At 31.1% G+C, this 26,040-nt stretch carries 29 protein-coding genes; 14 read left to right on the plus strand and 15 right to left on the minus strand.

Features of this window, described 5'->3' with window-relative positions; genetic code table 11:
• The first annotated feature begins 202 nt into the window (after nucleotides 1-202).
• The 3 genes from M4I23_RS06190 (at nucleotide 203) to M4I23_RS19920 (ending at nucleotide 3,953) form a co-directional block, all read left to right on the plus strand.
• The gene (locus M4I23_RS06190; protein WP_249753802.1) at nucleotides 203-754 is read left to right on the plus strand and encodes an AraC family transcriptional regulator; all 552 of its coding nucleotides are present in this window, start codon (nucleotides 203-205) and stop codon (nucleotides 752-754) included.
• 15 nt (nucleotides 755-769) lie between these two features.
• Nucleotides 770-1,216, plus strand: coding sequence for a response regulator (locus M4I23_RS06195; protein WP_158849708.1), 447 nt, complete (start codon nucleotides 770-772; stop codon nucleotides 1,214-1,216).
• 169 nt (nucleotides 1,217-1,385) lie between these two features.
• Complete coding sequence (locus M4I23_RS19920) at nucleotides 1,386-3,953, plus strand: ATP-binding protein (protein ID WP_249753803.1); 2,568 nt, start codon at nucleotides 1,386-1,388, stop codon at nucleotides 3,951-3,953.
• Between the two features lie 65 nt (nucleotides 3,954-4,018).
• Here M4I23_RS19920 and M4I23_RS06205 read toward each other — a convergent pair whose 3' ends face one another.
• The gene (locus M4I23_RS06205; RefSeq protein ID WP_249753804.1) at nucleotides 4,019-4,813 is read right to left on the minus strand and encodes a TerC family protein; all 795 of its coding nucleotides are present in this window, start codon (nucleotides 4,811-4,813) and stop codon (nucleotides 4,019-4,021) included.
• A 165-nt stretch (nucleotides 4,814-4,978) separates the two neighbouring features.
• Here M4I23_RS06205 and M4I23_RS06210 point away from each other — a divergent pair, with 165 nt between their 5' ends.
• The 9 genes from M4I23_RS06210 (at nucleotide 4,979) to M4I23_RS06250 (ending at nucleotide 11,855) form a co-directional block, all read left to right on the plus strand.
• The gene (locus M4I23_RS06210) at nucleotides 4,979-5,188 is read left to right on the plus strand and encodes a hypothetical protein (protein WP_249753805.1); all 210 of its coding nucleotides are present in this window, start codon (nucleotides 4,979-4,981) and stop codon (nucleotides 5,186-5,188) included.
• Between the two features lie 191 nt (nucleotides 5,189-5,379).
• Complete coding sequence (locus M4I23_RS06215) at nucleotides 5,380-6,411, plus strand: AraC family transcriptional regulator (RefSeq protein WP_249753806.1); 1,032 nt, start codon at nucleotides 5,380-5,382, stop codon at nucleotides 6,409-6,411.
• A 213-nt stretch (nucleotides 6,412-6,624) separates the two neighbouring features.
• Nucleotides 6,625-7,281, plus strand: a complete 657-nt coding sequence (locus tag M4I23_RS06220; RefSeq protein ID WP_249753807.1) for an Imm19 family immunity protein — start codon at nucleotides 6,625-6,627, stop codon at nucleotides 7,279-7,281.
• A gap of 123 nt (nucleotides 7,282-7,404) precedes the next feature.
• Nucleotides 7,405-7,923 (plus strand): hypothetical protein, encoded by a 519-nt coding sequence (locus M4I23_RS06225; RefSeq protein WP_249753808.1) that lies wholly within the window; start codon nucleotides 7,405-7,407, stop codon nucleotides 7,921-7,923.
• A gap of 278 nt (nucleotides 7,924-8,201) precedes the next feature.
• Nucleotides 8,202-8,714 carry a hypothetical protein gene (locus tag M4I23_RS06230; protein WP_249753809.1) on the plus strand — a complete coding sequence of 171 codons (513 nt, stop codon included), beginning with the start codon at nucleotides 8,202-8,204 and terminating at the stop codon, nucleotides 8,712-8,714.
• 62 nt (nucleotides 8,715-8,776) lie between these two features.
• The gene (locus M4I23_RS06235; protein ID WP_249753810.1) at nucleotides 8,777-9,973 is read left to right on the plus strand and encodes an alpha/beta hydrolase-fold protein; all 1,197 of its coding nucleotides are present in this window, start codon (nucleotides 8,777-8,779) and stop codon (nucleotides 9,971-9,973) included.
• Nucleotides 9,974-10,069: 96 nt separating this feature from the next.
• Entirely contained in the window at nucleotides 10,070-10,453 is a 384-nt protein-coding gene (locus M4I23_RS06240) for a hypothetical protein (protein WP_249753811.1), read from the plus strand.
• 3 nt (nucleotides 10,454-10,456) lie between these two features.
• Nucleotides 10,457-10,876: a hypothetical protein gene (locus M4I23_RS06245; RefSeq protein WP_249753812.1), complete on the plus strand. Its 420-nt coding sequence runs from the start codon at nucleotides 10,457-10,459 to the stop codon at nucleotides 10,874-10,876.
• Nucleotides 10,877-11,060: 184 nt separating this feature from the next.
• Nucleotides 11,061-11,855, plus strand: coding sequence for a hypothetical protein (locus tag M4I23_RS06250; RefSeq protein ID WP_158849690.1), 795 nt, complete (start codon nucleotides 11,061-11,063; stop codon nucleotides 11,853-11,855).
• Nucleotides 11,856-11,938: 83 nt separating this feature from the next.
• Here the strand turns inward: M4I23_RS06250 and M4I23_RS19925 are convergent, their stop codons facing one another.
• From M4I23_RS19925 to M4I23_RS06275, 6 genes are all read right to left on the minus strand, one after another.
• Nucleotides 11,939-12,154, minus strand: a complete 216-nt coding sequence (locus M4I23_RS19925) for a hypothetical protein (protein WP_368736176.1) — start codon at nucleotides 12,152-12,154, stop codon at nucleotides 11,939-11,941.
• A gap of 109 nt (nucleotides 12,155-12,263) precedes the next feature.
• Nucleotides 12,264-13,271, minus strand: a complete 1,008-nt coding sequence (locus tag M4I23_RS06255; protein ID WP_249753813.1) for a zinc-binding alcohol dehydrogenase family protein — start codon at nucleotides 13,269-13,271, stop codon at nucleotides 12,264-12,266.
• A gap of 23 nt (nucleotides 13,272-13,294) precedes the next feature.
• The gene (nfsB, locus tag M4I23_RS06260; protein WP_249753814.1) at nucleotides 13,295-13,954 is read right to left on the minus strand and encodes an oxygen-insensitive NAD(P)H nitroreductase; all 660 of its coding nucleotides are present in this window, start codon (nucleotides 13,952-13,954) and stop codon (nucleotides 13,295-13,297) included.
• Nucleotides 13,955-14,174: 220 nt separating this feature from the next.
• The gene (locus M4I23_RS06265; RefSeq protein ID WP_249753815.1) at nucleotides 14,175-14,804 is read right to left on the minus strand and encodes an alpha-ketoglutarate-dependent dioxygenase AlkB; all 630 of its coding nucleotides are present in this window, start codon (nucleotides 14,802-14,804) and stop codon (nucleotides 14,175-14,177) included.
• A 69-nt stretch (nucleotides 14,805-14,873) separates the two neighbouring features.
• Nucleotides 14,874-16,373, minus strand: a complete 1,500-nt coding sequence (locus M4I23_RS06270; RefSeq protein ID WP_249753816.1) for a BCCT family transporter — start codon at nucleotides 16,371-16,373, stop codon at nucleotides 14,874-14,876.
• 88 nt (nucleotides 16,374-16,461) lie between these two features.
• A complete protein-coding gene (locus tag M4I23_RS06275; RefSeq protein WP_249753817.1) occupies nucleotides 16,462-16,761 on the minus strand; it encodes a putative quinol monooxygenase in 300 nt (99 codons plus the stop codon).
• A gap of 186 nt (nucleotides 16,762-16,947) precedes the next feature.
• Between M4I23_RS06275 and M4I23_RS06280 the strand changes: the two genes are divergently transcribed.
• Complete coding sequence (locus tag M4I23_RS06280; RefSeq protein WP_249753818.1) at nucleotides 16,948-17,844, plus strand: AraC family transcriptional regulator; 897 nt, start codon at nucleotides 16,948-16,950, stop codon at nucleotides 17,842-17,844.
• Here M4I23_RS06280 and M4I23_RS06285 read toward each other — a convergent pair whose 3' ends face one another.
• On the minus strand, nucleotides 17,845-20,169 hold the full coding sequence (locus M4I23_RS06285; protein WP_249753819.1) for a tail fiber domain-containing protein: 2,325 nt from the start codon (nucleotides 20,167-20,169) through the stop codon (nucleotides 17,845-17,847). It lies immediately after the preceding gene.
• Nucleotides 20,170-20,318: 149 nt separating this feature from the next.
• Between M4I23_RS06285 and M4I23_RS06290 the strand changes: the two genes are divergently transcribed.
• Nucleotides 20,319-20,495: a hypothetical protein gene (locus tag M4I23_RS06290; protein WP_249753820.1), complete on the plus strand. Its 177-nt coding sequence runs from the start codon at nucleotides 20,319-20,321 to the stop codon at nucleotides 20,493-20,495.
• A 26-nt stretch (nucleotides 20,496-20,521) separates the two neighbouring features.
• Here the strand turns inward: M4I23_RS06290 and M4I23_RS06295 are convergent, their stop codons facing one another.
• The 7 genes from M4I23_RS06295 to M4I23_RS06325 form a co-directional block, all read right to left on the minus strand.
• Nucleotides 20,522-20,923, minus strand: coding sequence for a group III truncated hemoglobin (locus M4I23_RS06295; protein ID WP_249753821.1), 402 nt, complete (start codon nucleotides 20,921-20,923; stop codon nucleotides 20,522-20,524).
• Nucleotides 20,924-20,933: 10 nt separating this feature from the next.
• Nucleotides 20,934-23,156, minus strand: coding sequence for a nitric-oxide reductase large subunit (locus M4I23_RS06300; protein ID WP_249753822.1), 2,223 nt, complete (start codon nucleotides 23,154-23,156; stop codon nucleotides 20,934-20,936).
• A gap of 32 nt (nucleotides 23,157-23,188) precedes the next feature.
• Complete coding sequence (locus M4I23_RS06305) at nucleotides 23,189-23,530, minus strand: cupin domain-containing protein (protein WP_158849668.1); 342 nt, start codon at nucleotides 23,528-23,530, stop codon at nucleotides 23,189-23,191.
• Between the two features lie 59 nt (nucleotides 23,531-23,589).
• On the minus strand, nucleotides 23,590-23,907 hold the full coding sequence (locus M4I23_RS06310; RefSeq protein ID WP_249753823.1) for a hypothetical protein: 318 nt from the start codon (nucleotides 23,905-23,907) through the stop codon (nucleotides 23,590-23,592).
• The gene (locus tag M4I23_RS06315) at nucleotides 23,885-24,358 is read right to left on the minus strand and encodes a hypothetical protein (RefSeq protein WP_249753824.1); all 474 of its coding nucleotides are present in this window, start codon (nucleotides 24,356-24,358) and stop codon (nucleotides 23,885-23,887) included. The genes M4I23_RS06310 and M4I23_RS06315 overlap by 23 nt, the downstream gene beginning before the upstream one ends.
• A 42-nt stretch (nucleotides 24,359-24,400) precedes the next feature.
• Nucleotides 24,401-24,832 (minus strand): Rrf2 family transcriptional regulator, encoded by a 432-nt coding sequence (locus M4I23_RS06320; protein WP_249753825.1) that lies wholly within the window; start codon nucleotides 24,830-24,832, stop codon nucleotides 24,401-24,403.
• 207 nt (nucleotides 24,833-25,039) lie between these two features.
• Complete coding sequence (locus M4I23_RS06325) at nucleotides 25,040-25,960, minus strand: YHYH protein (protein ID WP_249753826.1); 921 nt, start codon at nucleotides 25,958-25,960, stop codon at nucleotides 25,040-25,042.
• Nucleotides 25,961-26,040: the final 80 nt, after the last annotated feature.

Genomic DNA, 26,040 nt, shown 5'->3' on the forward strand with positions numbered 1-26,040 from the left:
AATTCTTCCACTTAGTAATGGCTTTTTTGTACACCTTCTTAACTTCATGTTTTCTGGTTTCAATTACCCTTTTCTTTTGTTTTCTTACTGCTTAAATAAAAAGATTCCATATTAATAAAAATACTATATTTATCGAAATAAATTTATACTCAAAAAAGTACATTTTTTTTAAATAATTTAGATCCAATATTAGTCTGGTTTTATGAAAATAAATATCAAATTTGATTATACTTTTATCTGTAAAGCCGTTTTACACGAACAATTAGAAGCGCTTGGTTTAGAGTACAAGCTTAATAACTTAGGTGAAGTTGAATTCCAGAAAAAACTCTCTGCATTAGAAATCGAAAACGTAAAGGAAGCTTTTAACAAGTATGGCATTGAAATATTAGCCAACCCACAAAACGTTTTAGTAGAACGCATAAAAGACGTAATAACAGAACTTATAAGCGATCCAGAGAAATCTAGAAAGTATAATGTTTCTAGTTATTTGGCCGATGAATTAAACTATTCTTATGCACATCTATCGTCTTTATTTTCAGAAATAACCTATTCTTCTATAGAGAATTTCATTATTCTGAAAAAAATTGACCTTGCCAAGCATCTTATTATTCATAAAGACTTTACTCTCACAGAAATTGCTCACCAACTAAATTATAGTAGTGTTGCACATTTATCTACGCAGTTTAAAAAAACAACGGGCCTTACGCCTTCTGCTTTTCAGCGTATTATTAAAAAACGACAAGAAATTGAATAATAAAAATTTAGAGCTATGCCGTTAACTATTATGAATATTGTTTTGGCCGACGATGACGAAGATGATCGCTTATTATTCGATGAGGCTATATCGGAAATTGATGTAAAAACTAAACTATCGTTATTTAATGATGGTAAAGCCCTTATGGATTATTTAGTTTTACCAGATACCATTTTACCCGAAATTGTATTTTTAGATTTAAATATGCCTATAAAAAATGGTATGCAATGCTTAAAAGAAATTCGTGCAAACGATAAACTTAAAGAGTTATGTGTTGCTATATATTCCACATCATCATCCGAAGAAGATATTGAAAACACCTTTGTTAACGGTGCCAACGTCTATATTAATAAACCCAATAGTTTTTCTGCTTTAAAAAAAGCTATAGATAAAGTTCTAAAAATTAATTGGCAATACCACACCTCTGCCCTTAATAGAGATAATTTTTTATTACGCTTATAACGGATACTTCTTTAAGGTTTATTGTCGGATAACATAGGAAAGATTCTTTTCTGTGCTCATTCACTATTTTTTTTAACGCAATCGATTACAGCTTTAATCGAAACGGTTTTTTAAAAAATAGTTTCCTTACTTTAGCGAGGTTATCATTCATATAAATTCGAATTAGAAGGTGATTAAAACATACAAAATATTTATTGTACTCCTTATTTTGGCCCTATCGGTGCTTATGTATTTAGGTAGCAATAGCTACAAGCAAATTAAGGAATTAGAGAAAACTGCCGAAATGGTAATGCACACACTACGTGTAGAAACCGAGATTAACAGTCTGTTTTCGCAATATGCTATGATGCAATCCAGAGTTTTTGAAAATAAGCTGTTAAATAATGTTGATGGCACCGCTTTACTGAAAACCCATAGAGATACTACCCTAAAAATATTTAAAAGGCTTAATATATTAACAAAAGACAACCTTAAGCAACAAAAGAACTTAGAAGAGTTAATGGATTTGGAAGGTGCATTCTATAAAAACTTAGACGCTTTAAATGCAAATATCACTACAGATAAAGAACTTGAAAATGCATATTTAAGTGATGTATCTACCTTAATACGTAAAATAGAAACTATTAAGGCCAACATGCTGGGCCACGAAGAAATACTGTTATCGCGTCGCCAAGAAGAGTTTTCTGCATCGAGACGCCTAAACCCGATAATGACTTTATTTTTAGGAATGTTTGCCTTGCTTATATTTATAATTTCGTTTTGGCAAATTAATAAACAACGAAAAAAGAATGATAGAACCACAGCCTTCCTAGAAAGTGTTTTAAAAAACACCGAAAATATAGTGAGTTATTACAAGCCTATTAAAGATGAGCATGATAAAATAACCGATTTCGAAATTGTTTATGTCAACGAAAATATTGAAGAAGTATTAGACACATCGTCACTTGTTTTGGAAGGTAAATTACTTTCTCAAGTGTTGCCTATTCATTTTGAAAATGGTGTTTTCGATGCTATGGTAACCTGCTACAACAGTGGCGAAACCCAACGCTTCGAAAAAACTAATAATTTTAATGGTATCAAATATCGTTTTAAGACCAATGTGGTTAAACTAAACGATGGTGTTTTAGCTACTGCCAGCGATACCACCGAAGAATATGCTATTAAGCAAAACCTAATTTCTGCTAAAAATCAACTAGAAACTCAAAACCTTTTACTGCTAGATAATCGTGCTTTTTTAAGTAACATATTTAAAAGTACCTCAAACATCGTGATGCACTTTAAATCTATTAGAGATGCGGCCGGTAAAATTATTGATTTTGACACCTTATTTATCAACGATGCCATTAGCGATGTTATGGGTGATATTCCTGCCGATGTTAAGCATAAAAAAGCTTCGGAAATTTATCCTTCAATATTCACAAATGGCGTATTCGAAAAAATGGTGACTTGTATAGAAGAAGAGCGCCAAATAGAATACGAAACGCATTTTGAAAAAGATGGTAAAACCAAATGGTTCCAAGCTACAGCTATTAAACTTAACGATGGTGTAACGGTAACCACAAGCGATATTACACTTGAAAAAACAAGAGCTGCTAAATTAAACGATCTAAATGCTGAACTAGAAATACAAAACTCCATTTTTAAAGATGCCGAAGGTGTTGCAGATATTGGTAGTTATGTTTGGTATTTAGATACAGGTGCCGCAAATATATCGGACAATTTCTATAGAATTTTAGGTTTTACTCCAAAGGAATTTGATGTTACTTTTGAAAACTATCGAGAACTTGTGCATCCAGACGATTTGGGTCGTTACGATCAATTAGGTGAGGAAACGGTAGAACATGGAAACTCTGATATACATACCTACCGTGTAATTACTAAAAGAGGTAACGTAAAACATATTTATGTAAACGGACAAAAAGTAATAAAAGATGGTAGACCAGCTTCTGTTGGTGTGGTGCAAGATATTACCAACCGTGTAAAGACTGAAGAAAAATTAAGAAATAAGAATGAAGAGTTAAAACGTTCTAATGCCGAATTGGAAAGTTTCAACCGTGTGGCGAGTCATGATTTACAAGAACCTATGCGGAAAATTCAAATGTTTATTTCTCGCCTTTCGGAACGTGAGTTAGATAAACTTTCCGATAAGGGAAAAATGTATTTTGAAAAAATAGATAGTTCTGCAAACCGTATGCAAACGCTTATTAAGTATTTGCTAGCCTACTCGCGCATTAACCGTACTAAAAAGGATTTTGTAAAAATATCGCTTAGCGATATTATGGAAAAAGTATTGGATGATTTAGAAGAACGTATTGAGGAAACGGGTGTTGAAATTGCTATAGACACCTTGCCATCATTAAAAGCCATTCCTTTTCAAATGGAGCAACTGTTTAATAACTTAGTCTCTAACGCTATTAAATATGGCAGCACTACAGAGCCTCCAAAAATTGTTATTGACTGTAAAAAACTATCTAGAAATAAAATTACGGAAGTCTTTGATAAGAAACGTAAAAACTACTATCGCATATCTATAATGGATAATGGTATTGGTTTCGATCAGGAAAATGCCGAAAAAATATTTGGTCTCTTCGAGCGTTTACATCAAAAAGACGAATATTCGGGAACCGGAATTGGCTTAGCCATTTGCAAGAAAATCGTATTAAATCATAAAGGACATATTGTAGCGCAGAGTGAGCCCGGTAAAGGTTCTACATTCTGTATTTACTTGCCTGCTTAGAGTTGGGTAGCCATTAACTTTTCCTATAAAACAAAATTACAAAGCGCATCTTTAACACGATGCGCTTATTTTTTGATTGTTTTTTTCTTAAGTTTCATATTTAAAAACTCCACTAAAAGTGAAAATGCAATAGCAAAATATAAGTATCCTTTTGGAATGGCACCAACGGTTTGCCCAAATATTACAGTGCCAGATAAATGTGCAGCTTCGGTAACTAGCATAAAGCCAATAAGTATTAAAAAAGATAAGGCTAATAATTGCATAGATGGATGTTCGCTTATAAACTCGCGTATTGGATTTGCAAACAGCATCATTATTAATATAGATATTACTACGGCTATTATCATTAATATAAGGGCATCGTTATGGTGTTCGCCAATACCGTTTGTCATCCCAACGGCTGTTAGTATGGAATCTATAGAAAATATAAAATCTATAATTACAATTTGCACAATAGCTTTAGATAGTGAAGTGATCTTTTTTGCTTTTAGTTCATGTTCCTCCTGCCCTGGTTCGTCTAGTTTTTCATGAATTTCCGAAGTACTCTTATATAATAGAAATAGCCCACCGAAAAACAAGATGAGTGCTTGCCAACTTATACCTACTTCTAACCAAGACCATGTAATGGTGTAAAACGGCTCTTTTAGACCTACAAGGAAAGATACACCTAATAATAGAAGAATACGCTGTACCATAGCAAGCATGAGCCCTAAGTTGGTTGCTTTACGCTGTTGGTGCTCCGGAAGTTTATCGGCCGCTATGGAAATAAACACAATATTATCTATACCTAATATAATTTCCAAAAAGGTTAGGGTTAATAAAGCTACCCAAGCATCGGGACTTGAAAATATTTCGAACATGGTTTAATCTCTTTTTTATGTGAATTTGAATAGAGTTTAATATATAGATGAAATTTATAAAAAATTAACCACAGTTTACTAGAAATACTTCGTTTGCATCAAAATTTAATGGTTTAACGGCCTAAAACAGGCACTTTCCGATAATTATATAACATAATACGAAAATTGTATAACGAAAAAGGTGTGTCTATTTCTGAACTTTGTATCAAACAAAATAGCAGACCAATTATTAAAAATAATAGCCAAAATTACCTGACAAATTCGAGAGTGGGACGTAGATGGTCTAAAGAAACATTAAACGATAAAGAGAACGATGTTTCGAACCCATCACACATAAGTTCTACAGAAGGAACTAAACAAGACCCAAATTATTAAAAAATATTGACCTTAAATTAATGATATGTCTAAAATATTAAATGTACTCGCTATAGTTCTTTTCGGTCTTTGGGCCATCGGATTCTTTGTGTACAACCTTATCATTATTTCACATATTTTTTTAGTATCGGCAACAGTAATACTAATTATTAGAGTATTAAAAGAAAAGTAAAACCCTTAAAAGCATTATTATGAAAGTTATAGATCTTAAAACAAATAATTTAGAACAAACCTTTAACCAACTAAAGGAAGACTTAGGTGGACGTTTAGATTCTGCTCAAAAAGAATACGCTTTAGCAATCGATAATGATATCGCTAAGGGAGAAATTAAAGGTGTATCTGTTAACGAAAATATATCTTTCTTAGAATATAATATTACGTTTGAAAACGATACCGTAATCGCTAGAAACACACCAACCACTAACCCTATTTACTTTCTGTATTGTGCGGAAGGACAAATGAGCCATGGTTTTGGATTAAACAGTAAACAACGTTCTTTAAATCAATTCCAAACAGGTATTTTTGCTAGTGATCCTCATAAAACAAGCTGTTTCTTTTTTAGAAAAGGACAAACAGTAAAATTCTCTAACATTAGTTTCGATACAAAATCTGATAGTGAAGATGCCGATGCTATAAACCTATTGCAAACTCAACTTTTAAAAACCTTTATGCCAAAAGGAGACAAAGAAATTTTTGCATACATAGGATCTTATAACCTGAGAATTTCAGATAAAATACAACAACTAGAAGCGATTAAGCAAAAAGGTATTGTTAGACAATTATTAACTAACGGTATTGTACACATGATTTTGGCTTTAGAAATTGAGCAACACAACGAGGATACTAAAAATGGTGTAACCAACTTCGGGTCTTTAACTAGAAGTGAAATGGATACCATTAACGAGTTATCTAACTTTATACAAAACTACCCTGAAATTAAATATACACTGGCTTACTTAAGTAAAAAAGGTGGTATGTCTCCGGCAAAATTACAAGAAGGTTTTAAATTATTGCACAACCGTACGGTATCGGACTTTATTAGAAATACCCGTGTGGAAACTGCAGAAAACCTATTGAAAACAACGGACTTAAATATATCTGAAATTGTTTATACTGTTGGTTTAACTAGTAGAAGTTATTTTTCTAAAATTTTTAAAGAAAAATATAACTGTAGCCCAAAGTATTACCAAGAAAATCAATATTCGGTAGCTGTAACAGCCTAATTAATAAACAAGTTTTTGGGATATACTCCCGAAATAACAATGAAAAAATCCGCTAGCTTAGCGGATTTTTTGTTTTTGGGAAGGTTTGGGTTGAGTTTAGTTTGGGTACGGAATTGTTAAAAACTCTTACAAGTTGTTAATCAATATTTTGAGTTTAGTGGAATCGTTTTTATATGTTTGTTAGCGTATATCAAAAAAACTCGCAAATTTAAAATGGCTAATCAAATTAAACCTGAAGACATAAAAGATAATACTTCCTTTTGGTATTTCTATATTAGTTTATTTAGAGGTTATGATGAATTAAAAGAAATAAATCTTGACGAAGCTCTTAAAGTAATTGAAATAAATAAGAAAGAGTTAAATGACTGGGAAAATAAATTCTATTCGAATAATAATTCTAATCAAAATTTTAAATTTATTGAAGGGAAATTAAATCAAAATATGAGTTTTCATATTGATTTTCAAGAAAGTAAAATTTTGTATTATTTGAATGACATATATATTGGGAATTTAGGAGGTCATTTTGAGGCTTGGTTTTTAACCCTTGACGAACTCATTAAATTTGGAAAATTTGACTTATTATTTCTTCTTCTATTACCAATGACAGGAATTGAACAGAAACAAATAGAACCAGCAAAACACTTAATAACTGAATATTTAAAATTGATACCACTATTTGAGAAAAAGGCTGAATATATTGCAGAATGTATCCTAAATGGATTAGTTATGAATGGAAAATTCTCAACCAATAATGAAGTAGGAATAGTAAATAATCAAAATCATAGCGTGCGAAATATTGAGAAATATCCCAGATACGTCGATGATATTAAAGAATTGAACTTAGCCTTGAAAATATCATTGAATAAATAAAAACTTGCGTTAACAATGTATAAAAATTATAAGGATCAAGTGCCAAACCAAAAAATAAGTATATTTTAATCCTTTACCATCTTTATAATAAACGTTGTACTTAAGCTAAAAAAACTCTTAATTATGGAAAAAGACTCATTTAGTAGACTTTCATGGATTACAGATGAAATAAAATATGAAATGCAAAAACGAGATAAAATTGTAAGTAATGAAGATATTGAAAGTTTGTTTTCATTAAGCGATAACTCTGACTTCTCCTTTGCATTACATGAAATACTAGTTAATAGATATGACAAAAACCCTAATTCACTAAACCCAAAACAACTGAATTTATTTCTGTGTATGCAATTAGAAAATGCAGGTCAAGCAGATAGTATATTAAGTTTTTTACAAGAATGGTTTCCTGAACAAAAAGAGCAAGTAGTAATATCTTTAAATGAAATTGGAGCAACTAAATCAGCTAAAATAATAAAACAAGCTATTGAGTTAATACCCAAAGATAACACTTGGTCTTTTGAAACTTCTGATGAAGAGAGTGAAGAAAAAATGATGCAATTTGACAGTGATTTTTCGGATTATCCAGATGGATTTATGCGAGATTTATATCGTAAATATGCTGATGATAACAAGAATTATTTCTGATACATTAAAGTACAAGTAAAAAACCCTTTATTAATCACTGATATAAATAAATAGATTTGTTAACATTTCAACAAAATCAAACACTAACAGACAAAACTTATTTAAAAACATGAATAAATCAAAAAATTTAAATTATTGGTACTTAACTATTGCTTTTGTATTAATCATACTAACTTTTGGGTACATTTTCGAACTTGGAGAAACACTAGGAAAAGCCTTAGCTAATCCTAGTCAATAATAAAGACTTATAATTTAAAGCATTAACAATTATAAACTAAATGGAAAAATATAAAATAGCTTTTGAAAACTCTTTATCAGGAAAAAAGGGTGTAGAAACTACAGTCTCTTCTACTAAGGAAGTTATAGAACACTATAAAAGCATCAATTGGTTTGAATTACTCAAAAAAGCAACACCTGAAAACCAGAATGATTCGGATATCATGGATGATAATTCTTGGAATTTTTCAATAGAATATGAAAAGTACAAAAAAGAATATATCCTTCATATTTATCCGCACCTTTACCCTACTCCAAGTGTAAAACCCGATGACATAAAATTAGTTATTGAATTTAAAGAATCTAACATAGTACCGACTTCAAAATTCGTTCAATTTTTCGGAGGTTCGAAAGTGAAAAAAGTTGAACAATACAAAACGGAGGCCACAGATTTATTACAAGAAGATATATTGGAATATTTAAAAGATTTTTTAAACACCAACCATATGAATTTAAAAAAGCTTAATTCTAATGAATTTGACACCATGTTTGAGAGAATTTTTAAAGTTTATTAAATTAGAAATATACTTTTTAAGCTTAATTAAGATATAAGAAAAAGAAACCTATAAAATAGTAAATGAAAAAAATAAACTTAATCTACTTGTTATGCTTATGTCTCTATAATTTGAATGCACAAAATAGCAATGATATTGTTATTGGAAAAATTGAAGAAATATATTCTAAGATACTAAATGAACAAAGGCGAGTTTTGGTTTATGTCCCTGAACATAATCCTTATGATAAAAATACCTACCCTGTAGTTTATCTTTTAGATGGAGATGCCCATTTTTATTCAGTTGTTAGTATGATACAACAACTCAGTTCTGTAAATGGAAATACTATTTGCCCAAAAATGATTGTTGTTGGTATTTCTAATACTGATAGAACAAGAGACTTAACACCTACGAAAGGAAAATATGAAAATTCAGGTGGTGGAGATCATTTTATTTCATTTGTTGAAAAGGAACTAATACCACATATAGAATCAAATTACCCAACAAAACCATATCGAACATTTATTGGGCATTCTCTTGGAGGACTTACCGTTATTAACACCTTATTACATAAACCTAATTTATTTAATGCCTATGTTGCAATCGATCCTTCGATGTGGTGGAATAATAAAAATTTGCTAAATAAACTTAAGACATCAACATTCAATGATACACATGCTAAAAAAACACTTTTTTTAGGTATAGCAAATACGATGCATAAGGATATGGATACCATAAGTGTACAAAAAGATACAACGTCTAAAACAAGACATATACGCGCTATTTTAGAACTTAATTCTTATTTAAATAAGGCTAGTCAAAACAAAATATCCTTTAAATCAAAATACTACGAAAATGATGATCATGGCTCAGTTCCTTTAATTGCAGAATATGATGCCCTGCATTATATTTTTAATTTTTATAGATTTAAGCTTAATGACGAAGACTATACAAATCCCGAAATTGATATTTTAGCTAAAGTTGAAAATTACTATAACGGTCTATCAAAAGGGTTTGGAATAGAGATGAAACCAGAAGAACAATATGTTAATAATTTAGGTCTTAAATTATTAAGTAAAAAGCAATTTAAAAAAGCGGAACAAACATTTGAATTGAATATAAAAAATTATCCTGAAAATTCTACTGTATATGAATCACTGGGAGATTTTTATTTAGCGATTGAAAATAGAAAAAAAGCTATTAAAAATTATAAAAAATCAGTTTCATTAAATAATGATTCCTTTTTAAAGAATAAAATAATAAAATTAGAAAAGAAATAAAAACGAGAAATAATACGGTGTAAAATCAAGTGTTAAACTAAGCAATTAACAATATATAATCACATTACGCGTAATTAGAGCAATATAAAAGACAACATGAATAACATAGTAAAATTATCATTAATAAATCTATTTTTAATAGTTGCCAGTTGCTCAAAAGAAAAGAATTGTGCCGATTTTAAAACTGGCGAATTTAGATACACAAAAGAAGGAATGCTTGAAACCATTGTGCGTACCGAAAACATGCAAATCGAGACAAACCTTATTAACAAAGTTGTAGTAAAAACTTCAATTGAATGGACATCTGATTGCGAATATATATTGACTTACAACGAAATTTTAAACCATCCATTAGATATGAGTAATCTAATTGGAAATAAAATTTATTGCGAAATAGTAGAAACCAATGGCACTCGATTAAAAGTTCACGCAAAAAGTGATACAATGGATGACGTTATAGAGTTTATAAAAATTTATTAAAAAATGAAAACTCATCAATTTATTTTTGAAAAAACACAAGCAATTTTAAATAACCATTTAGTAGAGAGATTAACCGTTGATACAGATAAATATGATGACGGATATACAGAAACTCGCCTTACAATAACTGATACTGATATTTGGATAGCTTGTGATGATAATGAAATAACTATTGGCTGCGGATTTAATCACCGACACTATTATCCGGAATTTGACAATCTAGATAAAGTTGTTGACGATTTATTTAATTTATTCACTCAAAAGAAAAGAATAACAAAGTATTACAAAGGTAACACTTGCTATAAAAAAAGAACAGAAATCGAAATCGAAGCATCAAACTATAAAGAATTAAGTACTTCTTCTACCTGGCTTTTCCATTTTGGAAACCTACAAAAGAAGAAATATTTAATGAAGATAAACTGATTAATAAAGTTGATATTTTGTCTGAAATTCAGGAAATAAAAAACTATGTCTTAGCCACAGCAGATACTTCCACCATCTACGCGCAAAAACTGTAAGAAATAGAAAATAAATTGACTACTTATACTAGTAAAACTAGTTATTCTCAATTTACATACATTTACACATGCTTAAAACTAAAAATCTAATGCAACAAGTAACAATCAATTTTTCTATTTTATTAATCTTACTTTTCTCTATATCAAGTTGTAATCAATCTGAGGAAAAAACCTCTTCAGATAAAAAAACAAAAAATGAAGTTTTAGTTTTAGGAACAATACACGGTGGGCACCTTAGCGATAGTGTTTATAACATAGATTATCTACAAAAATTAATTACACAAATAAACCCAGATTATATATTAACTGAGATTCCTCCAAAGGCTTTTAAAACAGCCATGGATGGATTTAAAAGAGACGATAGCATTTCGGAGCCTCGCACCATGCGTTTTCCTGAATATGTTGATGTTATTTTTCCGTTATCAAAGAAAATGGATTTTGAAATTATTCCAACAGCGGGATGGACAAAATATATGGCAGCCGAACGTGGGGCAAAATTAAGAGCCATTCGTAAAGACTCTTCTAGAATAAATGATTGGGCTGAATATGTAAAAGGAAATAAACTTTCAGATTCATTATATCGAGCCAGTGGAAAAGTAAATGACCCCTACTTTATTCATACTAATGAATACGATAGCATTCAAAATATAGGCCTGCAAACGTATAATACATTGTTTAATGATGAACTTGGTCTTGGTGGTTGGGAAAATATTAATATAGCCCATTATTGGAATATTGAGAAGGCCTTAGAAAAACACCGTTATCAAGGAAAACGTATACTAATTACTTATGGTGCCGGACATAAAGGTTGGTTTTTAAAGGAATTACGTAAACGTGATGATATTGAATTATTAGAGATGAAGCCGTTTTTAGATGCTATTTAATAAAAAGAAGCTATTACAGTAAAATGATTCAGGCTAAACATTGTGATTTATATGAATTTCCTAAAAGGAACTTGAAGACAGGTTTACATTGTAGCTTTACTGATAAAAAACCTAATTTTAAGGGTGCTTGCTTTAAAATTAAATTCAATAGAAAAATCTGTAACCAAACCATGAATGCTCTGATTGTTTGTTATTGTTTTTATTTCTGAAACAACCGCGTCTACCTTTGCTTCACTTCTTCGATGTACATAAACCGTATGTCCTTTTTCAGCTAAGCTTAAAGCTGTTAAATTTCCAATGCCGTCTGTATTCTGATACTATTATTGTTTTACTCATAATGTCGCTTAAAACAGAAAAACCCACAATAACTTCCTTTCTGTTTTCTGCTTTTAATACATTATTAATTAACTAAAAACCTTCTAAAACAATTTTACCTTTCGCTTTTCCTGTTTCTAAAAACGCATGTGCTTTCCGTAAGTTTTTCGCATTAATTATCCCGAAATTTTCGCCTAAAGTTGTTCTTATTTTCCCATTATCGATTAACTCTGAAACTTCATTCAAAATATTATGTTGTTCAATCATATCTTCCGTTTGGAACATAGAACGTGTAAACATTAATTCGATGTGCGTAGAAACAGCTTTTCCTTTAAAAGGCATCACATTCATCACTTTCGGGTCATCAATAAATCCGAATTTACCTTGAGGTTTAATCAGTTTTACAATTTCATCTACGTGATGTTCTGTAGCATTTAAACTCACAACATACTCTGGAGCTGGTAAGTTGTGTTTTTCGAACTCTTCACTCAGTTTATTTCTGTGGTTGATAACCGTGTCTGCACCTAAATCTTTTAACCAAGCTGTAGTTTCTTCGCGAGAAGCCGTACCAATTATATTCAGTTTGGTTAACTTTTTAGCCAATTGTACTAAAATAGAACCAACACCACCAGCAGCACCAATTACTAAAATTGATTTGCTAGCATCATCCTTTGCAACTTGCAATCTATCGAACAACATTTCATAAGCAGTAAGCGATGTTAATGGTAAAGCAGCAGCTTCAGCAAACGATAAACTTGAAGGCTTTATACCAACAATGCGCTCGTCTACCACTTGATATTCTGCATTACTTCCTTGACGTGTAAGATCTCCTGCATACCAAACTTCGTCACCAACTTTAAAAAGGGAAACATCTTCACCAACCGCTTTTACAATTCCAACAGCATCCCAACCAATAACGCTCCAATTACCATCTGGAGCAGATCGGTTTGCTCTAATTTTATAATCTACAGGGTTAACCGATATCGCTTTAATTTCAACTAAAATGTCTCTTCCAGTTGCTTTTGGCTTATCTAATGTTATGTCTTGTAAAGATTTTATATCTTCAATTGGAAGATTCTCTTTATATCCTATTGCTTTCATAATAGTTTATATTTTGTAACGAATTATATTTCGGTAAAAATTTCGCTTACTGCTAATCTAGATTTTGGTGTTTTTTCAGGTGAATTAAAATCAGATTCAGCTCTATAACCTAAAGAAACCGCAACTAAAGATGTGTATCCTTTTTCTCTTAACCCAAACTCTTCATCTAAAGCTTTTACATCAATCCCTTCCATAGGTGTAGCATCAATACCTAAACTTGCAACACCCAATAAAAAACTACCAATGTTAAGGTAAACTTGTTTTTCCATCCAATGTTGAAGATCTTTTAAGTCGTATTTATGAATACCCGCAAATGCCTTAACGGCACCTAAAAAACCGTTTTTTATATCTTCATTTGGAAATCTTCCGTTTTTGTCATCGGTATCTGCAATATGCTTGAAGTAGTCTTCATCTGCATCAATTTTAGAACAAAATAATACAACAGCTGAAGCATTAGTTACTTTTGGTTCGTTAAAACTAAAAAAGCCTTGTGTTCCTTTGGCAATACGCGCTTTTCCTTCTTTAGTTTCAGCAACTATAAAATGCCAAGGTTGCAGATTTACACTAGAAGGACTCATTCTTAATAAGTTTTTAACTTCAGCCATATCTACATCAGATATTTTCTTGGTGGTATCATATTCCTTTGTGGTGTATCTCCAGTTTAAAATTTCTTGTAAATTCATTTTAATATGTTTTTTTATTAGGTTAATTCTAATTCTGGAACAAAGATAAATACACCATACAAGTAAAATGATGTATAAAAAAAGGGAATACAGGTATAAATAAAGGTAAATAAGAGATTAATTCTTAAAATTTCACTAAAACGGGTATAAAATGATTCTTTTTAGCTTTTAAACGTACATTAAGCAAACATTAAACCTTTATTAGTACCATGTTTAAAATTTAATAAATCCACCTGAATGTTAAATTTATTCTCGGTAGAATCTGCTTTTTGGTTTTAGGAATTTTATGCTTCCAATTATCTTGTGTAGCGCCTTGCATGATTAAAAAGCTTCCGTGCTCTAAAGGAATATCAATGCGTTTTAGGTCTGTACGCGTGGCATGTTTTAATTGAAAAGATCTTGTTTCTCCAAAAGTAACAGAACCAATAACCGTATTTTTACGTTGATTTGGTTCATAATCTTGATGCCAATCTACACTATCCTTTCCGTCTCTGTAATAATTAAGCAAACAACGTGGGAATTTAATCCCCACCTCCTGCTCTATTTTTTCTTTTATATATAGTAAATCTGCATTCCACGGTAACATTTTACTTTCACTCTCTGCATAAGCTACTAATTCATTCTGGTCTCCATACCAAGCTGTTAATCTAGGTAAATCTACTTCTTTGCCATAGATAGTCATTTGGTCTTGTTCCCAAATGGTATTTTTAAGTAAGCTATTGTATAAGCGATCGCTTTCTTCTGTGCTGAAAAAATTTTCGAATAAAACAACATCAGCTCCTGGTAAATCGAATTCCGTTTTTATAATTTCATTTGTAGAAAACAAGTTGGGTTGTTTAAATAAATCCATTTCGTTTTATTTTAAATCATTTATGCTTTAATCGAAAAAAAAGTAAAAGGCTAACAAAAACTTATAGTCTTATTTGCTTTTTTCTAACTTGTTTTTTCTCAAATCTTTAATAAAATAACCAAGCATAATAACAATAAGAAAAGCAAATGGTAGCGAAGTTATAATTAGTAAACGCTGTACGGCTTCCAAAACATTAATATCGGCTTTTACATTGCCCAACAACACTAAAGCTATGGTTGCTAATAAAATAAAAACAGACCAAATAACACGATGTATTTTACTTGGGTTTTTAGAACCATTATCTGTAAACATACTTAATACAAACACCGCTGAATCTACAGAAGTAATTAAAAAACTGATTAATAAAAATACAGATGTTATGTTTAAAAAAGTAGCATAAGGATAATGTTCAAAAAAGACAAATATGGAAGAGAACACATTACAGAATTCGTTGTTGTAAACACCCCATTCTTCTATTAATTTAAATGCAGAAGCTCCAAACACAGAAAACCAGAAAAAAGTACCAATGGACGGAATAATTAATACCCCCAATAACAATTGTCTTATAGTACGCCCTTTAGAAATACGTGCAATAAAAATGCCTGTAAAAGGTGCCCAAGATAGCCAAAAGGCCCAATAATAGAAGGTCCAACCTGTTAAAAAATCTAATCCTGGATTATAAGAACCTATAGCCAAACTCATAGGTATAAAATCTATGATATAATAAAGTGTAGCAGTTGCAAAAGAGATCAAAATGGTACTTATATCACTAGTTACAAACACAAATATTAAAATGACAAAAGTGACTATTATATTAAGTTTAGAGAATATTTTAATTCCTTTATTCACGCCTTGCCAAGCAGAATAACAAGCTATTGTAGAGATAATTACACAAAGTGAAATGGTTGTAACTATTCCAAAATTAGAATCGGTTATATGATTAAGGCCTCCTTTTATTTGAGTAGTCCCTAACCCTATGGCAGCAATTAAGCCAAAAACAGTAGTAATAATGGTTATAACATCGACTCCTTTTTTTACAAATTCACTTTTTACGTGATCTTCTATAGTTGCACTAATTCGTACTTTCTTTTTTCTAATATATAGTGCATAGCCAATTATCATGGCAAACAACCCATAAAATGCCCAAGCCGTTAATCCCCATTGGTAAAAAGTATATTCTAGGGCTAAGGTATCTGGTAATAAATTAGACGCATAAGGCGGATTCTGTTGCATAAAAACAGGCTCTTGGACTGCTCTTAACAAAATACCAGACCCCATTCCGGCACTGTATAACATAGCTGTCCATGCCCAGAGTGAATATTCTGGTTTAGAATTGGGCTTTCCTAGTTTAATGTTTCCGTATCTAGAATATGCAATTACCAACAAAGCCAAAACACAACTAAAACCCAAATAAAGATAAAAATAACCAAAATAATTTCGAACCCATAACGACGCATCTTCTATAGCATTGTAACTCGCCTCTGTAGCAAAGAAAACCAATAAAGTACAACTAAAAATGATACCTACAGAAATAGATAAAATAGTATGCTTCTGAATGTATTTTAACATTAAAGGCGTTTTAATTTAGGCAAAAATAGGGATTAGAATTTAAATTCTAACCCCTATTAATCTTGAAATAATAGACTCTGTTTTATATCTAGTTAACTATTTCTGTCATTTCATTTAAAATAAACTCGTCAACCTTACCTTCTGTTTCTTTTAAATAATGCGCTAAATATTTATTACCCATGTGTTTTTGCCATAACTCACGATTAACCCATTTTTCATGAAATATAAAGAAGTTTGGATTATTATTATCCTGATGTAGATCATAACTTATATTACCTTCCTCTGCTCTAGTAACATCTAAAAGTTTTAATAATTCTGCTTTTACAAACGCTCTATGTTCCTCTTTTACTAAAATTCTTGCTACAATTGTTAAATACGATTTTTTCATGAGTAAAATGTTTAAATGGATTTAAGATTAGTATCAAATACAATACAAAGGTATGATTGAACTGAACCCTTTTAATGTACTTTAAATGGATAATAATGTATAAATAAAGGTTATGAGTGTGAAAAATCAGGTTGATATTTCTTTTTTATCTAAATTTGAATAGAAATTGTAAAAAATCAGACAAAAATGCAAGTAATTGAAGCTTTTAAACCTTTCGAAATACAAGAAATAGAATTAACAGATTGGAAACAACGTCCTGTTAAAAACAACTTTTTTGAATTGGTTTTAGTTAAAAATGGTACAGGAACACAATGTATTAACTACAACGAGCACGCCTATAAGAAAGGCAGCATTTTTTTATTACCACCTTTAAAATGCCACTCATTTACAATAGCGGAACCTACACAATTTGTGTTTTTGAAATTTACAGATTCATTCTTTAAAAACATAAATCGCATTACTATTGATAGAAATGAATGGTTTAAAGAAGCCTCTTTTATCTTATCAAATTACAACCAATTACCAGGAGATATTATTAAGAATGATGTAGATAGAAACCATCTAGAAAGCTTAATCAGTATGATTTTACAAGAATCTAGAAACTACGGAGAATCGTCTATAAACCTTGTGACAAGCCTAATGACTAGCATTCTTGAAATACTAATTAGGAACATAAAAAAAGGTAGCTATTTTGAATTACCTAAAAATAATTCGGACGATAGAATTACAAAAATGTTAACTTATATTAATGAAAATATTGATAAAACAGAGTTGCTTAAAGTCGAAAATCTGTCCGATGTCTTTATGATGTCTCCAACTTATGTTAGCGAGTTTTTTAAAAAACAAGTTAATATGCCTTTACGTGAATATATTATTAAAGCGAAGCTCAAATTAGTAGAAATAAGACTACTAAACTCAGATTTTACATTAACTCAAATCGCTGACGAGTTAGGGTTTACAGATGTAAGTCATTTATCTAAAACGTTTAAGCGTTATGCAGGTACATCTATACGTGAGTTTAAAAATAATGGTGAGTATATGTTGCTAAAAAGAGGTGCTTGCACCTCTAATATTAGAGCTTAATTATTTCTTATTTAATAACAAGTCTTTGATCTCTTTCAACTCGTTTTCCATAACTACTTGTCTTAATTTTAAAGCGTCATTTTCGGACTTTAACACCTTAATCACCTCTGTTTGTTTTTGAATAGCTTTTACCATTGGCGCCATTAAATCGTTATATCTTACACTTAGCATACCTTCGGTATCTTCTGTAATAATTCCATTTATTTTTGAACTACTATTTTTTAATGTTTCTTGTAATTCCTGAGCTATAAAACCATACTCCAATTTATTCCTTTCGTCATTATTTCTGAAGTAAGATACTGGACGTAATTTGTTTATAAAATCTAGTCCTAAATCTGAATCCTCAATAGTGTTTTTCCAACGTCTATCAGATGTTACAGTCCACGCTACTTGCACTCCTGCGTATGTTATTGCAGTATTACCTATACGTAATTGGTTACTAAGATCTGTATTTGGAACAACAGCATTATAACCAATAGCTATATTATTATCACCAGTTCCACTGCCACTTGCCGAATTATTCGCATTGAATCCTATTCCAATATTATAATCACCTGTAGTATTATCGGTAAGAGAGTTATAACCTAATGCAACATTTCTATTTCCTTCTGTATTTGAAGGAAATGCATTATACCCAACAGCTGTATTATATATACCTAAAGTATTAGAATTTGATGAAGAACCACCTAACGAGGTATTAAAACCTCCTACGGTATTAGAATTTAAAGAGTTTACTCCTAATCCAATATTGTAAGTACCTTCAGTATTTGCTGACATAGAACCAAAGCCTAACCCAGTATTATAATTACCAGTAGTATTGTTAAGTAATGCGTTTACACCACTAGCTATATTACCGGACCCTTCAGTATTATAAAGTAATGAATTTACCCCACTAGCTATATTATGTTGTCCCGTTGTATTATTATGAAGTGCATTAGTACCCAAACCTGTGTTACTACTTGCTATATTTTTATTTAGTGCACCACTACCAATTGCAGTATTATTTCCTCCAAGAATATTTTCATACAGCGAACTTGATCCTACAGCTGTATTACCAGCTCCTGTTTCATTTTTAAATAAAGAATTTGAGCCTGTTGCCGTATTTCTACCTCCTTCTGTATTAGCATTTAAAGAATTATAACCGTTTGCAGTATTAAAACTAGCGGTAGTATTAGCAGCTAAAGCATTTACTCCTGTAGCTGCATTATAATGTCCATTATTAGTTGCCAATGCTCTTCCTCCTACAGCTACATTGTTACTTCCATTGGTATTAGTAATTAAAGCATCTTTACCAATAGCTGTATTATTACTTGCAGTATTGTATTTAAGCGAATTTGCACCTAAAGCAGTATTATTAAATCCAGTAACATTAGCATACAAAGCATTTGCTCCAACTCCAGTATTTTCATTAGCAGTCTTATTAGAATACAACGCATTAGTACCGACAGCGGTATTGAAATCACCACTAGTATTAAAAGTTAAAGATTCCGAGCCGCTAGCTGTGTTATGTGTTCCTGTTGTATTATCAAATAAAGAGAAAATACCACTAGCAGTATTATTAGTTCCTGTTGTATTTTTAGTTAGTGATTGCATACCTATTGCAGTATTGTTTCCTCCTGTAGTATTTTGATTTAAGGTTAACGACCCAACTCCTGTATTACCAGAACCAGAAGTATTATTAACAAGCGAGCTTGATCCAATTCCTGTATTAGAACTCGCAGTATTTGCAATAAGCGTATTAAAACCTACTGCAGTATTACTACCTCCACTTAGGTTATCTCTTAAAGCGTTTTGGCCAACAGCTGTATTTTGTCCTCCAGATGTATTAGAAGACATAGCATTTACACCAAAACTTGCATTATCTGTACCTGTAGTACTAAGCGGTAAACTATTAACCCCAAATGAGACATTATTAGCATCTAATAAACCAGCCTGTACATTATTGCGTTTAAAAACCAAATCTTGATCATCTGTAGTTCCAATAAAATTGACGGTGTCATCAGTTCCAGAATTACCTAAAATACTCCAGGCTCCACCAAATGTTGTCGATGTTGCTAATTTCAACCATTCTGTCCCATTCCAATAATAATATCCTGGAGTTACATCTGCAATAGTAGCGGTATTATAAACTAACAAACTAGTTAAAGGTGAAGTTATGGTAGCAACATCTGTTTTTGATAATAAACTTATTCTTGGAATTAAAATTCCTTTATCGGAACTAGTAACATCTAAAATAGAAGACGCATCTGGTGCAACTGTATTTACACCTACCTGAGAGAAAATATTAATACTAAAAAACAGTATTAATAAGGTTAAGTTTTTCATTTTATATAGCATTTATCTTTAAAAAGGCGAATTTAATCGATAAAAAAGGACGTTACAACGATTTAAATTGAAAAATCAAGCTGATTTAATAAAAAATGCTTTTTAACGAATTAATTTACCTTTTATCGATTTTAAATATAATTTACCATATGATTATAATGTATCTAAAACGTTTATATAACCAAATAAAAACAGATCCAAAAAACTCAATACCCATAACAACTATTAAAGAAGTTGCTTTTCTGATAAACCGAAAACTAAATAATAATCTTTGGATTAATACAGTAAGTATTGAATTTAAAGGATCCGTTTTAAAAGAATCTTAATAAAATAAATATTCTATTTCATAATTTTAATGTTTACAATCTTCTGGTCTTTTTTTATAAACATGAGCAAATTGCCCCATGGCCATACGTTGTGATGCATCTTTAGCTCGATTTGCTAAAGCGCCTTCAAATAAACTATCAATCGTTGCTGCCCAAAGTTTTAACCAACGATTAAAATGGTCTTGGTGCATACCATAATTTAAGTTTTTATCCACTTTTACGTGCGCTTGGCTTGGATTTCCTTTAAAACAGGCTTCTCCAAATAAACTGGTCACCCAGAAATCGGTAAGTTTTTCAATATGCGGCGGCCATTGTTCATCTGTTAAATGATGATTAAAAACAGGACCTAATAAATCGTCTTTCCTTACAATTCTATAAAATTCGGATACTAGTTTATTTACGTCTGCTCTGTTTTCTATTTGCTTCATTTTAAATTAATTAATTCGTTTTTCTTTTTAAACAGTAAATAGTTTCTTTTATAGTAAACCAGCAGAAATAAAATATACCTACAGAGAAAATTACATCACCTATCATACGCATCCATTTTAAAGTTTGAACTGTTGGAGAGTATAATAAATCGGCACTACGTGCAAACGAATATCCTTTTGTTATAGACGTGTAAGCTTGTATTATTCCAACAGGCAACATACTAAAAACAACCATAGCAACTAAACCAATGTTTAAGAGCCAAAAGGCACGTTTTAGTTTTGTAGACTCCCAAACACGATCGGAATAAAAACGTAAGCAAATAATAATGAATCCCATACCTAGCAAGCCATAAACCCCAAATAATGCAGTGTGAGCGTGTACTGCTGTAGTATTTAATCCTTGAATATAATACAAAGCAATTGGAGGATTAATTAAGAAACCAAACACACCAGCTCCAACCATGTTCCAAAAAGATACCGAAATAAAGAAGAAAATAGGCCATTTGTATTTTTGCATCCATTTATGTTCTTTTAAAAGGTTCCAGTTTTCACGGATTTCAAAGCCCATTAAGGTTAACGGCACTACTTCTAAAGCACTAAACGTGGCTCCTAAAGCAATAGCTTGTACAGGTGTGCCTGAATAATATAAATGGTGAAGTGTTCCTATAATTCCACCGGCTAAAAATATAGTAGCAGAGGCTATAGATGCACGTCCAGCTGTTTTAGCTGAAAGAATCTTCATTCTTAAGAAAATAAACGCGATTATTACGGTTGCAAAAACTTCAAAGAACCCTTCTACCCAAAGGTGAACTAACCACCATCTCCAATAATTAATTACAGGTAAACTACTGTTTTCACCATACATTAATCCTGAAAAGAAAAACATACCAATAGCAATTACAGAAATCAATAATATAATTAGTAAATGTTTAGAATCGTCATTTTTCTTAATAGCAAACACTACATGTCTACCAACCATTAACACCCATAAAACAAGTCCAATGGCTAAGAATATTTGCCAGAAACGCCCAAGATCCATATACTCGTAACCTTGATGACCAAAGAAGAAATTGGTTGTTAAATCTAAAAATTGGTGTACGCCTAACCATTCACCTACTAGCGAACCTAAAACAATTACTAATAAAGCACCGAAAAGGAAATTAATACCAAATACTTGAAATTTCATTTCTTTACCACTAATCATGGGTGCTAAAAATAATCCTGTAGCTAACCATGTCGCAGCTATCCAAAACACAGCTAATTGTGTATGCCAAGTTCTTGTTATTGAATATGGTAAAATACTTGATAAATCCATACCAAAAAAGGCTTGACCTTCTACAGTGTAATGCACTGTTACGGCTCCTAAAACAACTTGCAGAGCAATTAATAATGAAATAACTATGAAATATTTTAAAACCGATTTTTGCGATTTAGTAAGAATAAGAGTGTCTAATGGATCTTCTTTTGGATGAACAATGGCATCACCTTTTTCATGTTTTCTAAGATAGTAATACGTTAAAATTCCAATAAAAAGAATTAACAATACTACCGAAAATCCAGACCACATTTGAGAGTCGGGAGTTATAGTATTACCAATTAACGGTTCGTGTGGCCAGTTAGATGTATATGTATAATCCTTTTCTGGGCGATTTGTACTTGCGGCCCAAGAGGTCCAAAATAAAAATGCGTTTAATTGTTCTAGCTTTTCAACATCAACTAAAGCGCCTTCTGGAATAGCATATTTTTCATGTCCATTAGAAAAAATATCAGCATAATGTTTTGAGTTTTCTACAATAGCATCATATCTGTCTTTTGTAATGGTAACACTTTCATCTAATGGATTATACGTGTTTGTTTTTATAGTTTTAATTAAACGTGCTTTTAAAGCCGCTTTCGGTTCTACATCTAAACTTTCGTAGCTTGTATTAAAGTCTTTTTTCGCCCAAGTATCAAGTAAAAAAATGGCTTCTTTGTGTATCCAATCAGCACTCCAATCTGGCGCCACATAACTACCATGCCCCCAAATGGAACCTACTTCCATACCTCCAATAGACTCCCAAACATTTTGCCCTATTTGAATATCTTCTTTAGTAAATACAGTTTCTCCTGTTTCTTTTATAATAACCGTTTTAGGAATCGGCGGTTGTTTTTGATACACTTCTGTTCCTACCCAAATTAATGCGATAAAGGAAAGAATTACGACGCTGGAAAATGCGATCCAAACTTTTTTCATTGTGATTGTTTTTTATTAGTTTTTTTTAAAAATTATAATTTAGTAACGTCTTCTACACGTTGTACTTTATCTGCGATAGAAATGGATAGTCTAATAATAGAATCTTCTAATCCCTTTAAATCGTGAGGCACATTGGCGTCTAACGCTAAAATGGCTCCTTTTTTTAATATTTGTTGTTCTCCGTTTACTCCAAATTCAATTTCACCTTCAAAAATCTCTACTACTATAGGGAACGGTGCTTTGTGTTCCTTCATAAGTTGTCCTTTTTTGAACGCAATTCTAATTTCTCTAGTTGTGTCTGTTTTTAATAAAATTGTTACAATTGGTCTGTCTTCACTATAAATAAGGTTTTCTGTTATTGATGCTGTTTTCATAATAGTTTCTATTTTAATTGTTATGCAAAATTGCGCTGAGGTTATCAGTTTATATTGTTTTAATCTCTATCTAAAATTCTAAATGTGTGATTGTTTATATTTTTATCAACTATAATCTGGCATGCAAATAAATAGTCCATAGTTTCTGGTGTGTTTATAAAACTTATATTATTTATATCTTTTTCAATTTCATTTTCAATAGGTTCTACAAAACAGGTTTTGCACATAGCACGTCCTTTACAATCTCCAATATCATCATAAGTATTATCGATAATCAGCTCCATGAGGTTAGGGTATTCAAAGCGCTTAAAATTAATGGCATGACTTTCACCTATAGTATCGATTATGGTTACTTTATATAAACAAGGCGTAATCATTTTTTATAAATTTTATTTTACTAATTTTAAATTTCGAAATACCATAAAGTACTAAACACGTCACCTTTATAACTTCACATAAAACAAACCATAAATGCAAACTACTTTTTGGTACGGTTTGGTTATTCATTACTAAAACGGCACGTTCATCTAAAGCTGGTAATAACCAAAAGCTTTGTAATAACACAATAAACACAGTGATAATAAAAAGCCATTTAAAATTATTTTTTGGGTTTTCTTTATAGCTTAAGCTTATTACGATAATTAAGGCAGCACATATAATCTCTACCTTATTAAGCGCATTAAACACTAATTGCCCAATGCCTAAACCTAATTCTGTTGTGATACCGGGCGCTCTAAATTTTAGCCATGCTTCCATAAAACTAATGGCACATATATACCCTACCCATATAAAGGTGATTGCAATAATAAATGTTGTTCGCTTTTCCATACAAGATTAAAAGACCTTTTTATCTTTTATTTAATTAAATTTTTATCGTTTTAAAATGAAACTACCCAAACTTAAATCATTAGTTAATGCTCTAAGAGATGTGTTTTCTAACATGCTCTTAAGATTATCTCTAATTTCTATAAATTTGAAATGCAGCGGGCAAGGCGAGTTTTCATCACACTGTTTCAATCCTAATCCACACCCATTATATATCGAATCACCATCTAACAAACTAACAACTTCACTAAGCTTGGTTTCCATTTTGGGTTCTTCAATAGTAAACCCGCCATAAGGTCCTTTTACAGATTTTACAATGCTACTTTTAGTAAGTTGTTGTAAAATTTTAGCAGTAAAAGCAGGTGGCGAACTAATTTCTTTAGAAATTGTCCCCATACTAACCTTTCCCCCTTTAGAGCTCTGCTCTGCAATAAAAATTACCGCTCGAAGTCCATATTCACAAGATTTTGAAAACATATTTCTATTTATTTATGTGGCAAATATAATCATTTTATATAAAAGACAAAATTATCCGCTATAAAATCATTTAAAAAACCTAATTACTTAGTTAACTATAAATCAACGCCTAAATGCTATATGAAAGAAAAAAAAGGAACTATTTCTTTTAGAAATAATTCCTTTTTTAAATCATAAATTTTACTTCGATTTATGTTTGATATTTTCTCATCGATTTCTTGGTGGCCGCTGGCCTCTTCCTTCACGTCCAGGAGGTGGACCAGGATGTCTTTCTTCTTCAAACTCACCCATTAAACACCGACCAACATATGGATATGTATCCGTAATAATATACATATAAGTACCATTTAGGTAAATACCATTACATTCATCTAGATCTCCTTTACCTTTAACAAATTCCCAATCGGATACAAAAGTACCATCAAACTCATCACCATCCAATTCAACATCTATACTTGTTTTAGGGTTAGAGTATGTACAATCGGTTGCAGAATAAGTACCATTAATTATTTGATAACTCGGTTTATATATTCCGCTTTTTGAATAATATATTGGAAACCCATCTTTAGCAAAACCAAGATGTACTAAATCTTCACTGCTATCAAAAGCCTCTACTAATCCCTCGGCAATACCATGATAATGATATTCTCCTGTAGGTTGCACATGGGCATTATTAAAATCTAAACCTAAATCTATTAAATCTTGTACGGCTTCTACTTTAAAGTTTTCTCCGCTATCACAAATTACCATTTCTGCAGTTTCTGGCTCAAATTTCACACCATTTAAGGCAACACCAGGTTCTCTTGCCCATTTGGCTATTCCTGTAAAAATAGGTTTTAAAGGGATTTTGTAGGTTTTATTTTGTGCAGAAATTTTATTTGGATTTCCTTTTCTTGGGTACTCACCCGTTTCGTGATTTGGTAATGCATTGGTAGTTATTATACGGTAATCACCATCTATAACTACACTAGTTTTTGTCCCAAACGTTTTGTTATTTAACGTGTAGTTTCCAAAATAGTCGGTATTTGTTTCTGTGGGTTTCTCTTCACTATTTATATTGCTTTTTTGTGCATGGCAGCTATAAAAAATAGCGGATATAGAAATCATTAAAATAATTTTATAATTCATTTTGTTCTTATTTTTAATTAGTTAGACCAGAAAAAACTTAAAAACTTGTGCTACAATCTTTTTATTTTTCAAAATGTCTA

The sequence above is a fragment of the Algibacter sp. L4_22 genome (genome assembly GCF_023473045.1).
GTDB lineage: Bacteria > Bacteroidota > Bacteroidia > Flavobacteriales > Flavobacteriaceae > Algibacter.

What these genes read in the sequence shown, in the direction of transcription:
- M4I23_RS06190 (WP_249753802.1), top strand. Translation starts at nt 203, where the DNA reads ATGAAAATAAATATCAAATTTGATTATACTTTTATCTGTAAAGCCGTT.
- M4I23_RS06195 (WP_158849708.1), top strand. Translation starts at nt 770, where the DNA reads ATGCCGTTAACTATTATGAATATTGTTTTGGCCGACGATGACGAAGAT.
- M4I23_RS06205 (WP_249753804.1), bottom strand. Translation starts at nt 4,813, where the DNA reads ATGTTCGAAATATTTTCAAGTCCCGATGCTTGGGTAGCTTTATTAACC.
- M4I23_RS06215 (WP_249753806.1), top strand. Translation starts at nt 5,380, where the DNA reads ATGAAAGTTATAGATCTTAAAACAAATAATTTAGAACAAACCTTTAAC.
- M4I23_RS06220 (WP_249753807.1), top strand. Translation starts at nt 6,625, where the DNA reads ATGGCTAATCAAATTAAACCTGAAGACATAAAAGATAATACTTCCTTT.
- M4I23_RS06225 (WP_249753808.1), top strand. Translation starts at nt 7,405, where the DNA reads ATGGAAAAAGACTCATTTAGTAGACTTTCATGGATTACAGATGAAATA.
- M4I23_RS06230 (WP_249753809.1), top strand. Translation starts at nt 8,202, where the DNA reads ATGGAAAAATATAAAATAGCTTTTGAAAACTCTTTATCAGGAAAAAAG.
- M4I23_RS06235 (WP_249753810.1), top strand. Translation starts at nt 8,777, where the DNA reads ATGAAAAAAATAAACTTAATCTACTTGTTATGCTTATGTCTCTATAAT.
- M4I23_RS06240 (WP_249753811.1), top strand. Translation starts at nt 10,070, where the DNA reads ATGAATAACATAGTAAAATTATCATTAATAAATCTATTTTTAATAGTT.
- M4I23_RS06245 (WP_249753812.1), top strand. Translation starts at nt 10,457, where the DNA reads ATGAAAACTCATCAATTTATTTTTGAAAAAACACAAGCAATTTTAAAT.
- M4I23_RS06250 (WP_158849690.1), top strand. Translation starts at nt 11,061, where the DNA reads ATGCAACAAGTAACAATCAATTTTTCTATTTTATTAATCTTACTTTTC.
- M4I23_RS06255 (WP_249753813.1), bottom strand. Translation starts at nt 13,271, where the DNA reads ATGAAAGCAATAGGATATAAAGAGAATCTTCCAATTGAAGATATAAAA.
- nfsB (WP_249753814.1), bottom strand. Translation starts at nt 13,954, where the DNA reads ATGAATTTACAAGAAATTTTAAACTGGAGATACACCACAAAGGAATAT.
- M4I23_RS06265 (WP_249753815.1), bottom strand. Translation starts at nt 14,804, where the DNA reads ATGGATTTATTTAAACAACCCAACTTGTTTTCTACAAATGAAATTATA.
- M4I23_RS06270 (WP_249753816.1), bottom strand. Translation starts at nt 16,373, where the DNA reads ATGTTAAAATACATTCAGAAGCATACTATTTTATCTATTTCTGTAGGT.
- M4I23_RS06275 (WP_249753817.1), bottom strand. Translation starts at nt 16,761, where the DNA reads ATGAAAAAATCGTATTTAACAATTGTAGCAAGAATTTTAGTAAAAGAG.
- M4I23_RS06280 (WP_249753818.1), top strand. Translation starts at nt 16,948, where the DNA reads ATGCAAGTAATTGAAGCTTTTAAACCTTTCGAAATACAAGAAATAGAA.
- M4I23_RS06285 (WP_249753819.1), bottom strand. Translation starts at nt 20,169, where the DNA reads ATGAAAAACTTAACCTTATTAATACTGTTTTTTAGTATTAATATTTTC.
- M4I23_RS06290 (WP_249753820.1), top strand. Translation starts at nt 20,319, where the DNA reads ATGATTATAATGTATCTAAAACGTTTATATAACCAAATAAAAACAGAT.
- M4I23_RS06295 (WP_249753821.1), bottom strand. Translation starts at nt 20,923, where the DNA reads ATGAAGCAAATAGAAAACAGAGCAGACGTAAATAAACTAGTATCCGAA.
- M4I23_RS06300 (WP_249753822.1), bottom strand. Translation starts at nt 23,156, where the DNA reads ATGAAAAAAGTTTGGATCGCATTTTCCAGCGTCGTAATTCTTTCCTTT.
- M4I23_RS06305 (WP_158849668.1), bottom strand. Translation starts at nt 23,530, where the DNA reads ATGAAAACAGCATCAATAACAGAAAACCTTATTTATAGTGAAGACAGA.
- M4I23_RS06310 (WP_249753823.1), bottom strand. Translation starts at nt 23,907, where the DNA reads ATGATTACGCCTTGTTTATATAAAGTAACCATAATCGATACTATAGGT.
- M4I23_RS06315 (WP_249753824.1), bottom strand. Translation starts at nt 24,358, where the DNA reads ATGGAAAAGCGAACAACATTTATTATTGCAATCACCTTTATATGGGTA.
- M4I23_RS06320 (WP_249753825.1), bottom strand. Translation starts at nt 24,832, where the DNA reads ATGTTTTCAAAATCTTGTGAATATGGACTTCGAGCGGTAATTTTTATT.
- M4I23_RS06325 (WP_249753826.1), bottom strand. Translation starts at nt 25,960, where the DNA reads ATGAATTATAAAATTATTTTAATGATTTCTATATCCGCTATTTTTTAT.